General features: G+C 50.7%; 11 protein-coding genes and 1 pseudogene. 3 read left to right on the forward strand and 9 right to left on the reverse strand.

The genetic code is table 11. The annotated features are described in order from the left end of the window. Positions 1-109: 109 nt before the first annotated feature. Entirely contained in the window at positions 110-1,072 is a 963-nt protein-coding gene (locus tag AC3G2T_RS16340; protein ID WP_488436169.1) for a tyrosine-type recombinase/integrase, read from the reverse strand. Between the two features lie 106 nt (positions 1,073-1,178). On the opposite strand from AC3G2T_RS16340, the gene AC3G2T_RS16345 reads away from it, so the two are divergent. From AC3G2T_RS16345 to AC3G2T_RS16355, 3 genes are all read left to right on the forward strand, one after another. Further along, a complete protein-coding gene (locus tag AC3G2T_RS16345; protein ID WP_488436170.1) occupies positions 1,179-1,766 on the forward strand; it encodes an HD-GYP domain-containing protein in 588 nt (195 codons plus the stop codon). Positions 1,767-1,795: 29 nt separating this feature from the next. Beyond that, entirely contained in the window at positions 1,796-1,990 is a 195-nt protein-coding gene (locus AC3G2T_RS16350) for a hypothetical protein (protein ID WP_488436171.1), read from the forward strand. A 189-nt stretch (positions 1,991-2,179) separates the two neighbouring features. Further along, positions 2,180-3,760: a hypothetical protein gene (locus AC3G2T_RS16355; protein WP_488436172.1), complete on the forward strand. Its 1,581-nt coding sequence runs from the start codon at positions 2,180-2,182 to the stop codon at positions 3,758-3,760. A 100-nt stretch (positions 3,761-3,860) separates the two neighbouring features. On the opposite strand, the gene AC3G2T_RS16360 is transcribed toward AC3G2T_RS16355, so the two are convergent. From AC3G2T_RS16360 to AC3G2T_RS16395, 8 genes and pseudogenes are all read right to left on the reverse strand, one after another. Next, positions 3,861-4,493 (reverse strand): cysteine hydrolase family protein, encoded by a 633-nt coding sequence (locus tag AC3G2T_RS16360; RefSeq protein ID WP_474681840.1) that lies wholly within the window; start codon positions 4,491-4,493, stop codon positions 3,861-3,863. 22 nt (positions 4,494-4,515) lie between these two features. Beyond that, positions 4,516-5,163: a cupin domain-containing protein gene (locus AC3G2T_RS16365; protein WP_488436173.1), complete on the reverse strand. Its 648-nt coding sequence runs from the start codon at positions 5,161-5,163 to the stop codon at positions 4,516-4,518. 173 nt (positions 5,164-5,336) lie between these two features. Beyond that, positions 5,337-6,179 (reverse strand): YitT family protein, encoded by an 843-nt coding sequence (locus AC3G2T_RS16370; protein WP_488436174.1) that lies wholly within the window; start codon positions 6,177-6,179, stop codon positions 5,337-5,339. Next, positions 6,176-7,642, reverse strand: coding sequence for an NAD-dependent malic enzyme (locus tag AC3G2T_RS16375; RefSeq protein ID WP_488436175.1), 1,467 nt, complete (start codon positions 7,640-7,642; stop codon positions 6,176-6,178). Before AC3G2T_RS16375 ends, AC3G2T_RS16370 begins: the two co-directional genes overlap by 4 nt. A 5-nt stretch (positions 7,643-7,647) precedes the next feature. Next, entirely contained in the window at positions 7,648-9,042 is a 1,395-nt protein-coding gene (locus AC3G2T_RS16380; RefSeq protein WP_488436176.1) for an amino acid permease, read from the reverse strand. Continuing rightward, a complete protein-coding gene (locus AC3G2T_RS16385; protein WP_474681845.1) occupies positions 9,039-10,475 on the reverse strand; it encodes an aspartate ammonia-lyase in 1,437 nt (478 codons plus the stop codon). The genes AC3G2T_RS16380 and AC3G2T_RS16385 overlap by 4 nt, the downstream gene beginning before the upstream one ends. 36 nt (positions 10,476-10,511) lie before the next feature. Next, positions 10,512-11,957, reverse strand: coding sequence for an aldehyde dehydrogenase family protein (locus tag AC3G2T_RS16390; protein ID WP_488436177.1), 1,446 nt, complete (start codon positions 11,955-11,957; stop codon positions 10,512-10,514). A gap of 54 nt (positions 11,958-12,011) precedes the next feature. Next, positions 12,012-13,055, reverse strand: a pseudogene (locus AC3G2T_RS16395) (homoserine dehydrogenase); the annotation flags it as partial. Positions 13,056-13,062: the final 7 nt, after the last annotated feature.

Consider the following 13,062-nt stretch of genomic DNA (forward strand, 5'->3'; position numbering starts at 1 on the left):
GCATAATAAGAGTTGAATAGGACATAATAAAATGTCGAACAATAGTGATTGTTCGACATTCATCAGACGCTGTACCTATATTGTTACCAATTATAAAGCAGATTGCTATTCATAACAAGGCATTTTTCATCATATTTCGCATACTTTCGGCAACAAAATCGGGAGCGCTTTTTTTCATCAGTTCCACCGTATGCAAATAACGCTGCGTTGTGTTAATTTGCACATGGCCGAGCGTGTATTGCACCTGCTGAAGCGATGCGCCGCCCAGCAATGCCAGAGTTGCGTTCGTGTGGCGAAGCCAATGTGGCGTCACTTGCTTGGTAATACCGCTTTCCTTGCAAGCCCGCTTGACGATCCGCTCCACCTGGCGAATCGTAATGGGAAAGATGCGGCTGTTTTCGTCCGAAGCTGAACCTTCCGCTTGTATTTTCTCCCGGATTGCCGGGTCGTTATGCAGCTTCCATAGCGCCTCAGGCATTTTTATTTGTCTGGTTTTTCCTCCCTTTCCGTTCGTTACGGTCAACCACGCACTGCTCTCTTCGAAATCAGTATGGAAATCGCTCCACCTCATTTGCACAAGCTCCGAAACCCGCAGCCCCAAAATGACCATATAAAGCACCATCATCCATTCCCGCATATTTTTTTGGCTCAAATGCGCCAGCAGGCTCATCAGTTCCCGTTGGTTAAGAAAATGATTACCGCTGGTTACCTGAATTTTCGGAAGACGGATGGAGAGCGAAGGATCGTGCCTGAATAATGCAATATTGGCGTTGCTTCCCCATTTGTAGAAGGAACGGAGCGGCGAGATCAGACTTGCTACGGCGGATGCGGTCAGCGGCTTGCTCGCGATCGTGCCCTTCATGAGTGCGGTCTTGTATTGCTCCAAATCATGCCAAGTAACCTCGCTGAAAGGCTTGACTCCAATGAATGACCGGAAACAACTGAGTGCACGACCATAATTGCGGATCGTGTTGGGACGGTGGTAACCGGCAAGAAAGCTTTGAACCACTTGTTCGTCGTTCATGCCTGAAATATCAATGGATACAGGTTGGTTGTGAGTTCGCGCCTGCATATTTTTTTCGGTCTCCTTTCTACTGGCATTCGAACAATCACTATTGTTCGACTTGCACGACAGAGCTGAAATACTTATGTGCACACAGAAACAGGAGTGGTCAAAAATGATGGCAAATCGAATTCGGATGGATCTGCTGGCATTGGTATTAAGGCAGGATCCCGACACGTTCGCGCATTGTGTTCGTGTCGGCATGCTGGCCAAAGCAATGGCGAAGGTTGTCAAAATGTCGGATCAAGAAATAGAGATGTTCTCTGCGGCCTGCAGCTTTCACGATATCGGCAAGCTGTTTCTGCCCAAGGAGCTGCTGCTCAGGCGTGAGCCGCTTGATGAAACGGAAAAGGCGCTGATGCGCGAGCATCCCAAGCTGGGAGTACAGCTTCTTCGACACAGACTCGGCTGGAAAAACAAAGAGATGCTGGATACCGTACGTTCCCATCATGAGCGTTGGGACGGACAAGGTTATCCCGACGGGCTTCGCGGCGCGGATATACCGCCGTGGGCGCGCATGTGCGCCATTATCGACGCTTATGACGCCATGGTTCAGCCCAGACCTTACAATCGGGTCAAAACACCCGAGCAGGCAAGGGAAGAACTGTGCAAACAGAGCGGCCGTCATTTCGACAGAACTTATGTAGACGCATTTCTCGAAATTCCGCAATTGTCGATCGAACAAGCAACCGTGTGTCCATAATCATTCCCGAGAGGAAGGAAGGATCTACTATGATTGCAATGACCGTACAATCACTTCGCCCCGGACAAACATTGGCCAAGCCAGTATTGAACCAAAACGGCACCATGATGCTGGGCGAAGGAACGCAGCTTACGGAACAATATATAGAACGGCTGCGCAAGACAGCACAAAACTTTGCCATTTTCTACATTCCCCTTCCCTGCTACAATGAAAAAAGACGGTGAAACGAAGACGGGGAATCACTTGCTCATCTCCCAGTCGTCGATGGTGTATTCGATGTTGGCATTGACCACGAAGGCCCTGCAATTGTAGTTTGCTTATCGTGCTTTTGATCGCCACTAAAAGAACTCTTCATTTCCTTGACGCTAGCTGCTAGACTTGAGAAAACAGACGATGAACGAAAGGTGATGAACTTGACCAATATCCTGGATCACATAACAAGCATGGTGAAAGAAATGACATGGACTGAATTGCAGCATACGGTACTGCGTCTAGCGGAACAAAATGAGCATGTCCGATCCGCTCTTCATCAAGTATGGAAAGTGAAGGAGCGAGAGGCCCGTCTGGCGAAGTCGATTGAATGGACGCCTGATGACTGGTTTAAAGCACAAAAGCATTTTGAACCGATCATTCAAGATGAGTTCAATCAATGTGCTGCTTTGTTTGAAGATCGTTATGAACGCAGTTATCGAGGCTATCATGATTATTCTGATGAAGGACGCTGGGATTATACCGCCGGTCTGGAACAGCTTGAGCGCTGGTTTGCGGAGCTGCTGGAAATGGCTGCCGACGGCGAATGGATCGATGCTTCCGTTGGGATGCTGCTTACCCTGCAGCGTTTGGATGATTGGGCACAAGAAAATGGAGATGAAGACATGGGCGGCGAGGATTTGCAGGATGAATGTGTGTCTTTTTGGCCCAAATCGGAAGAACTCATCAAGATTATTCGGGATTCGTCTGCCCCCATCAGCAACAAAAGCGCGTTTTTCCTAGAATTGATCGACTGGATAGTCGGACTTTGCGAGGAAGAAGAGGATTGGGCGGCATGGAGACAAACGCTCGGTTACTGCTTATTTGGCGGTGAGCATTATGAGCGGTTAAAGAACTATGTTACCCGTTTCGAGCCGAATTTGTTTCGTGATACCGCTGCTGCGGAGGCAATCGAACCGGAGGTGATCCGTTGGTGGGTTCAGATCAGCCTCGAATCAGACCGCGAAGCAGAGGCGGAACGCGCGGAAGCCATGCTCAACGCATTCGATGCGGACACTTCCGCCTGTTTTGTCCGTTATTACGAACGTTTTCATCGCTTGGATGAAGCGATCACTCGACTTCAATTCATCACCGGCCAAATGCAAGAGCAGCTTCAGAGGCAATCGTCCGAACCTTTCCGCGCGATTCGATTCCACTACGTATCCGAACAGCAAGTAAATCACTATTTTGAATGGCTGGTCGCGATATATGAACAGGCCGAACGCCAAGCGGAAGCGATTTCGTGCCGTGTCCATTGGTTCGAAACACTGCCATCACTGGAGCTATTCCAGGTCTGTTTGAACGAAACTCCCCCGGAAGAAAGAGACCGTCAGGCGAAAAAATGGATGGCTCATGTTGCTAGCCTGAAACGTCGTGGATTCGAAACTCTGTTAATTGATATGCATCTGCACATTGGTGAGCTGGACCGAGCCTGGTCGGTTTATCAAGAAAGGCGCCTGGATACATCCGATAGGCTGAGCGATTCTGTACGGCGGTTGTTCGAAGCGGTCAAAAAGCATGATCCGATAAGGCTTCTTCCGGTACTTCGCCAATTTGCCGAGAAGAGAATTGCCGAGAAAAGCCGCTCCAGCTATCAACATGCCGCGGCGTGGTTAACTGAATTGAAATCCATTTATCTTCTGCTAAATCAGACAGAGGAATGGACGCTCTATTTGCAAGAAGTGAGAGAAGAGCATCGTCGTCTACCGGCTTTACAAGATGAAATCACAAAAGCCAAGCTTTAGAGCTTGGCCGAAGTGTGGAAACATCACAATAAGCCGAGAAAGCGATCCTTTTGTATTATTGTCATTCATGACACGTAACTGCACCTGCATGTAATGTCTCTTATAAATGGGAAATAGCTTCCCGTGTTGTCCAAGTAGCGGCGGCAAATGCCTTGTAATTGGTAACGGCTGCTTGGAAATCCCTTTCACTAGTAGCTGCTGTCGCATCGTATACAACAGCGGTTTCAAACCCATTTTCGATTAAATGCCTCATATGGGACTCTACGCAAATGTTGGAAAGTACTCCTGCAATAACTGTCTTCTCTTTTCTATGTTGTCGCAACTGGTATACCAAGTCATTTGTTTGCGGACTAGCAACCTTGTGCGGAGTTGAAACGATTGTTCTCCTGTCAAAAATGTAAGGTTTGAAAGAAGGAACAAAATCAGCTCCTACAGACGGTGGTGTGTATTCATTTGCTTTTTGATACATTCCAAGACCTAATAACATCTTTTGTTCGGATCCGGTAAATTGCCAGCCATAATCATGAGGGTATAAATAATGGGGGGATATAAAAAGCTGATACCCTTTATTCAAGGCAGTGCTCATTAAGAGTTCAAGGTTTTGTATCGTGTTGTTTTGCTCAATCGTATCTTTTGTTAGATGATAGCCTCTTCCCCCTGGACTCATGAAATCATTTTGCGGGTCTGTAATTACAATGGCGGTATGACTGGGATGCGGTTTAAACTGCAACATACACTTCTCCCTCCCTTATGAACTAGCCCCAATATGGATTGCGCCTGGATATATATGGATTTTGGCGCTGTTGATGGTGACTATATGGTAGTTGTTGATACTGTAGATTGGAGCGACGGGGCATATTTTCATTTTTACTAATGCAATTTTTATATGGACCGATATATGTTGTAGGCTGTACGGGGGCGATTGCTTGTTTCCATTGATTTTCGTCAAGACAATACGTATGTGCCATAATATTTGCAGGAGTAAATTTGAGCAGATCGGAACCTAAAATCACCTCCGGAGTCGGTGCGTTAAAAATGGCCAAAAGATGTGTTTTATCCGTTGTCGCTATCTCATAATGCCACCAACCTTGCGGAACGTTGGCAACCTGTCCCGGTGTAATGGAGTAATTGAGAATTTGTTTGGTAAAGGGGTTCAACATCGATACAGTCGCAGCTCCGGAAATACAATAGACTAACTCGGCTGCATTTTGGTGATAGTGAGGTTCCACAACGTTATTAGCGCTTAAAAAAATGTCCAGCAAGGACACATTTTCCAATGTATTTAACTGTTGGATGCCTAGTACGTTAATTAAATTGTTTTTATCCTTTATAAACAAGGGACTGGTATTGACATCAAATGCGAATTGAGCTGACGGTGATGTGTAATCCATATACGAAACCATAATTATACTCGCCTCTTTACATGAGCAATGAAAAACTTTATAGGCATTTATATGTATTTACAGTTTGTTTGGTGTAAGCGGAGATAAGAAAATAAGTGCACCGCGGTTTTTGAACAAAAAAAAGCGGAAGGCCGCCGCGCAGAAACCGTCAGCTTACTTCCGCAAATCTCCAACTATCCTTTTTCGTGCATCGGATTAAAGCCTTCTCCGAAAACCTCGAACACATCATTTACTGTGACAAAAGCTTCCCGGTCGATCGTATGGACCAGCTTCTTCAACCTGCCAATTTCGGAGCGGCCGACTACGCAGTAAATAATCGTTTTCTCATCATAGCTGTAGCCGCCCTTGCCGTACAAAAAGGTCGTACCTCTTTCAAGCTCATCGTGAACTCGTGCGGAAATCTCTTCCGCCCGACGACTCACAATAATAGCCGCTTTGCCTTTTAGCGTTCCTTCCAGCACGTAATCGATGACTCTGGAGCCGATAAAAACAGCGACGATCGTGTACATCGCACGTTCTCTGTCCAAATAGATGAGTGAGAGCACAATCGTAATACTGTCGAACAAAAACACGGTCCTGCCGATCGGCCAGCCGAACACCTTTTTCAGCATCTGGGCAATAATATCCGTTCCTCCGCTGGTCCCTCCGTACCGGAAGACGATGCCTAAGCCTACTCCGACTGTCGCGCCGGCGTATAGAGAGGCCAGCAGCAGGTCGTGCATGGCAAAATGAATATTTTTAAACATATATACGAATAAAGAAAACATCAGTGTGGCAAAAACCGTGTAAAGAAAAGCTCTTCGTCCCAGCACCTTCCAGCCGATAAAGAACAACGGGAGATTCATCAGGAAATTCGTAATCCCCGTTTCCCAGCCGAACATGTACTTCAGCAGCAGGCTGACACCGGTAATGCCTCCCTCCGCCAGACCATTCGCCGTATTAAAATAGTTGATGCCAAAACCCATAATGGCGGAGCCCAGGGTGATGGCCGCACCATTCTTTATATGCTCATTCATGCATACCCACCGCTTGCAGATAAGACCGCGGCGTCTTCCTTCGCAGATTCCCGCATCATGTTCCGTCTGGCGGCCCCGGATTGATAGGCCGCGTCGATGACGGCCTCCCGTACTTTTTCCACGACCATTTGATTAAACACACTTGGGATGATGTAGGACTCATCCAGTTCTTCATCGCTAACGACGGAGGCAATCGCTTTCGCGGCGGCCAGCTTCATTTCTTCGGTTATCCGGGAAGCGCGGCAATCGAGCACGCCTCGGAACAGTCCGGGAAAGCACAGCACGTTATTAATCTGGTTCGGGAAATCCGATCTGCCGGTTGCCATAACACGCACGTACGGCGCGGCTTCCTCCGGCATAATTTCGGGCGTCGGGTTCGCCATCGCAAATACGATCGGATCCGCCGCCATATGTTTCACATCTTGGGCGCTCAGCACTTTGGGACCCGACACGCCGATGAAAATATCGGCTCCTCGGATAACTTCACTCAGCGGTCCCTTCAAATTTTGCGGATTCGTATGATCGGCATACCACTGCCAAGCCTGATTATCGTAATGCTGCCCCCGAGCAATCGCACCTTCCCGGTCCACCCCGATGAGGTTGGTTACCCCCAAAGCCAGCAGCATCTTCGTACAGGCAATGCCGGCCGCACCGATACCGCAAACGACCACTTTGCAGCGGGTCAAATCCTTTTTGACGACCTTCGCCGCATTGAGCAGACCCGCCAGAATGACGACAGCGGTCCCATGCTGGTCATCGTGGAACACCGGAATATCCAGCTCGTCGATCAGCCTCCGTTCGATTTCGAAGCAGCGCGGGGCGGATATATCCTCCAAATTGATGCCCCCGAACGTAGGAGCGAGCGCTTTAATAATGTGAATAATGTCCTCGGTGCTGTGCGCGTCGAGACAAATCGGGAATGCATCGACACCGGCCATTTGCTTGAACAGCATGGCTTTTCCTTCCATGACGGGCATCGCGGCCTCCGGGCCGATGTTCCCGAGCCCCAGCACGGCCGATCCGTCCGAAACGACGGCGACCGTGTTTCTTTTGATCGTAAGCGAGTGCGCTTTGGGCGGATCGTTGTAGATCGCCATGCACACCCGCGCTACCCCTGGGGTATATACCCGCGAAAGATCTTCGCGGTTTTTGATCGCGATTTTGGGGACCGTTTCTATTTTCCCGCCCAGATGAGAGAGAAAAATTTGATCGGAAACATGGATGACCTGTACCCCTTCCAAATTTTTGATTGCGCTTACAATTTCGTTTGTGAGGCTGTCATCGCCCACTTGTACGGTAATATCCCGGATCGTCTTCGCTTTGCCCGATTGTGCGACATCGACCGCAACGATATCGCCCCCCGCTTGTCCGATAGCCATTGCAATGCGGCCGAAAGCTACCAGTTCTTTTCTCATTTCCAGCCTTATTACAATCGTTGTGCTTCCTCTTGCCATTCCCGCCATCAAGCTCACCCCTTATTAAGCGTTTTTTTTCTGTTCTTTACATAGTAAATAAGATAGCATGCCGCTACAAAAGGAATTCCGCAATACAAGGCGATGCGTTGGGCAGGGTCGAAGTATAAGCCGATGCAAGAGGCCAAGCACAGGATGAAGGCAGCGATCGGTACAATCGGGTATAGCGGCGTCCTATATTTCAGATCGTTCAGGCTGCCGCCCTGCTTAAGGAATTGTCTGCGGAACATGAATTGGGATGCGACGATTCCCATCCATACCGCCACTACGGCAAAGCCGGAAACAGCTATGAGAACGACATAAACGGTATCCGCCGCGTAAACGCTGGAAAGCAACGACAAGCAGGCTACCATCATACTGACAATCAACGCGTTAAACGGAATGCCCTGTTTCGTTACCCGGCCGAGCCAAGGGCTGACCATACTCTCCTGGGAAAGCGCCCAAAGCATCCGCGTGGAGGCATAAAGTCCGGAATTTCCTACCGACAGGAGAGCCGTCAAAATGACCAGGTTCATGATATCGGCGGCATAAGGAATACCGATTTTTTCAAAAACGAGTACGAACGGGCTCTCGATAACCCCGGCTTCCTTCCAAGGAATAAGACCTGCCAGCACGATGATGGCGCCAATGAAGAAAACCATCGTCCGCCATACGACCGTACGAATCGATCTCGGGATGCTTTTATCCGGGTCTTCCGTTTCGCCGGCCGTAACCCCGATAAGCTCCGTCCCCGAGAAAGCGAAGTTAACGGAAATCATAACGAACAGCACCGGCAATAACCCGTTCGGGAACAAGCCGCCCTGATCCAAAATATTGTGCAGCATCGGAGCCGCCTGGTCTTTCATCGGTAGCAGTCCGAACATGGCCGCCCCGCCCAATATGATAAACAAAACAATAACAATAACTTTAAAGCCAGCAACCCAGAACTCGGATTCCGCAAAAAACTTGGCCGAATACGCGTTCAGAGCAAACAGCAAAACGGCGAAAATTGCGCTCCAGACCCATACGGAAATATCGGGAAACCACCGCTGCATAAGCAGTCCGGCCGCTGTAAACTCGGAGCCTACCGTGACCACCCAGGTCAGCCAGTACAGCCAACCGATCGTGAAGCCTGTTGCGGGTCCGATAAATTTGGTCGCGTAGGCCGGAAATGAGCCTGTAGTCGGCATTGCCACACTTAATTCTCCGAGACACAGCATGACCAAATACATAATCAGGCCGCCTACCAAATAAGAGAGAATGGCTCCTCCGGGACCCGCTTGATTAAGAATGTACCCTGTGCTAAGAAATAAACCCGTTCCGATAACTCCCCCGAGAGAAATCATGAATAAATGCCTGCTTTTCATTGTGCGTTTCAAATTGTTTTGAGTGCTGTCGCTCGTGTTGTTCATCCTCTGTTCGCTCCCTTTTCCAAGTTTTCAAAGTATTGAAAACCGGCAATTCCCGGTGTCGTCATTTCATAAGGATTCAGTACTTGTTCCAATTCAACCTCGGTCAGCAGTTGCCTCTCCAAAATGATCTGTCTAATGGTTTGTCCCGTTTGGAGCGCTTCCTTCACGATTCGGGCCGCCGTTTCGTAACCGAGGTGGGGGTTGAGAGCGGTAATGACGCCGAAGCTCTTGTCCACATAAGACTTGCAGCGTTCCTCATTCGCTTCGATCCCTGCTAAAGCATGCCTTTGAAATACGGCCAATCCGTTAGTTAAGATTAACAGGGATTGAAGCAAATTACTAGCGATTACGGGTCCCATCACATTAAGTTCGAATTGTCCTGCCTCGGATGCCAAACAAATCGTATGGTCGTTGCCGATCACTTGAAAGGCAATTTGATTGATCATTTCGGGCAGCACTGGGTTTACCTTGCCGGGCATGATCGAGGAGCCCGGCTGTCTCGGGGGGAGCCGAAGCTCTCCCAGTCCCGTCATCGGGCCGGAAGCCATCAGACGGATATCATTGCATATTTTCGACAAGTTGACCGCCATAATTTTTAAGGTTGAGGAAAGCTCGGTAAAAGCATCCGTATTTTGCGTGGCATCCACCAAATCGTCGGCAGGCCGGACGGGGATGCCCGTTTGCTCCGCCAAATACGAGCAGGCTAAAGCGATATACTCCGGCTTGGCATTCAAGCCCGTACCTACGGCCGTGGCCCCCAGATTAATGCGGAGAAGGCCCCGTGCCGCCATTTGAATTCTTGCTTTATCCCGGCCGATGACTCGGGCATAAGCGCCGAATTCCTGCCCCAGCCGTATCGGCACGGCATCCTGAAGGTGGGTGCGTCCCATTTTGATGATACCGTCGAATTGTTTGGCCTTGTGAAGCAGCACCGATTCCAGCGAATCCACCGTATCGATCAAGTTCCGGGCCAGACGGTAAGCGGCAATCCGGAGTGCCGTAGGTACCGTGTCATTCGTGGATTGGGCCATGTTCACGTGACCGTTCGGCGAGCAATGAAAGTAATCGCTCTTGGCTTTGCCCATGAGCTCCAGGGCTCGATTAGCCAATACTTCGTTCATGTTCATATTGATGGAGGTGCCTGCGCCTCCCTGAATGGCATCGACGATAAATTGGTCGGAGAGCTTGCCCTCGATGACCTCCTCCGCGGCTTGCACGATAGCCGTGCCGATGGTCCGGGGCAGCAGGTTCGTCGCCATATTGGCTAGCGCCGCTGCCTTCTTGATCTCGGCTAAAGCGAGGATCAAATGCTTATTCACCGGCGTACCGGTGACAGGGAAATTTTCGGAGGCGCGGATCGTTTGTATGCCGTAGTAGGCTTCGGCCGGCACCTCTTTTTCCCCTAAAAAATCGTTCTCCATCCGTATAGCCATGATTCTTCTCCCCTACAGCCCAAAATATGAAGCCGCTTACTGAGATATCTTGAAACAAACGACCTTCGGCTCGGTCATTTCCATCAGGGCAAATTTCACGCCTTCTCTGCCGATACCGGAGCTCTTCACTCCGCCGAACGGCATGGCGTCGATGCGGTAATCCGAGCTGTCGTTCACCATGACGCCCCCCACATCCAGCTTGCGTACCGCCTGAAAAACTTTATCGATATCGCGGCTGAAAATACCTGCCTGCAGGCCGAAATCAACGCTGTTGGACTGCTGGACCGCCTCCTCCAGATTCGCCACCTTGAAGATCGTGACCACCGGGCCGAACACTTCGTCCTTCACGATCCGGCAATCTTTGGGCACGTCCACCATAACCGTAGGCTCATAGAAAGCGCCGTCGCGCTTGCCTCCGCAGAGCAGCTTGCCTCCGCTGTCCACAGCCTCCTGCACCCATTTTTCCACGCGCCTCGCTTCCAGTTCGTTGATCATAGGTCCCATATCCGTATCTTCCAGGCTCTTATCCCCGACTTTATACCGGCGGGTTCTCTCCACGAATCGGGCGACGAACGTATCGTACAGTTCCTCTTGAACATAAATGCGCTGGACGCCGAGGCAATTTTGCCCTGCGGCCCAGAAGGCGCCGGATACGTTCGATTCCACCGCCTCATGCACATCCGCATCGTTCAAAACGATGACCGGCGAGTTGGAGCCCAGCTCCATGCTCATTTTTTTCAGGCCGGCCTTTTGCATAATCAATTTGCCGGTTGCAAACCCTCCTGTGAAGGAGATCATTCTCACTTCCGGATGGGTTACCAGCACTTCCCCGATTTCCGCGGCGTTCCCCGTAATGACGGACAGTACTTTGTGCGGCAGTCCCGCTTTATCAAAAGCCTCCGCAAGCATGAGAGCGCTTAACGGAGTGGCCGGCGCCGGTTTTACGATAATGGCGTTGCCCGCGGCGATCGCCGGCCCCACTTTGTGGGCCACCAAATTCAACGGATCGTTAAACGGGGTAATCGCCCCGACGATTCCGACAGGAAAACGGTAATAGTATCCGAGCCGGTGCTCGCTTCCGGGCATTTGGTCGAACGGAATCGTCTCCCCGTTCAGCCTTCTTGCTTCCTCCGCGCTGATGCGCAGCGTTTCTACGCACCGTCTGACTTCCTTGCGCGCCTCGCGGATCGTCTTGCTGCCTTCCGATGCGATGATAGTCGCATAAAGCTCCCGGTTTTCGTGGACCCAGTCCGCAGCCCGGTGCAAAATGGCCATACGCTCATGGGTCGGCAGCTCGGAGCAGACGCGAAATCCTTCCTTCGCTTCCTCGATGGCATACAGCATGTCAAGCCGGGAAGCGGCCGGTACGGTCGCAATCAAGCGGTTATCCTGAGGATCGCAAACCGGCATCGTATTTTCGCGGTACACCCATTGTCCGGCCAAATACATTTGATGTTTCTTAGCTATCGTTTCCAATATCATCTACAGCACCTCATCCTTTTGTCTATTGATAGCGGTCATTGACTGATGCGCATACTACAATTGGTTGCGATGAATATTGATAAGATCGATCAGGATGGAGAAGCCTGTCTCCTTGCGCCCCGCTCCCGCTCCCATCAAGGTGATCGGGCCGGCCAGATCGCAATAATAAGTGATGGCGTTGACGGCACCACCGACACCGGCGAGCGGATCATCGAGCGGCACCATTTCCGGGCCTACCTTGGCCAGGAGGCGTTCGCCTTCGCGATAACACCGGGCAATCAGCTTCCACCGTTTCCCTTCCGCTTTCGCCCGCCGAATGTCCGCCTGGGTAAGCTTGCTGATCCCCTCGCACGGGACATCCTCTCTCTCGAGCGGCGCATTCATTACGATATTGCTGAGAATCGTAATTTTGTATTGAGCGTCGTAGCCTTCCACATCGCTGGTCGGATCCGCTTCGGCGTAACCTAACGACTGAGCCTCGGACAATGCCTCCTCGTAGCTCATCCCTTCCTCCATCCGGGTCAGCATGTAGTTGGTCGTCCCGTTCAAAATCCCTTTGATCTCATCGATCCGATTGCCGGCCAACGTAGTAATCGGCATCCGGAGCGCCGGGGTTCCGCTCATAACGGTACCCTCATAGCCCCAACGGACTCCATTATTGCGCGCCAGCTTCGACAGCTCTTGATAGGCAAGTGCCACGGGGCCTTTGTTGCTCATGACCACGTGCTTCTTGCATTCGAACGCCGCGCGGCAGTGATCGATGGCCGGTTGACCCGTCTTGACATCCGTAAAAGTAAGTTCCACGACGGTATCCGCGTTCGTCTCCCGAATCGTCTTGAAGCTGTCCAAGCCCCGAATCAGGCCGGGCGTCTCCGGATAAGCATCCAGCTTGCCCGTCTCCTTGACGGCGCGGAGCGCTTCCGCGATCTGAATCCCGTCGGGATGGTACACGGCTCCCTTCATCAAATCGGAGATAGCGACTATTTTGGCTTGGAAGCCGAGGCTGTCTGCCAGCTCCTGTCCTTTTTCCTGCAAAATTTCAGCCAATCCCTGACCGACAACTCCGAATCCAAGCAGCGCGATTTTCATTTCCATCGTTGTTCTC

The sequence above is a fragment of the Paenibacillus sp. sgz302191 genome, from assembly GCF_057749925.1.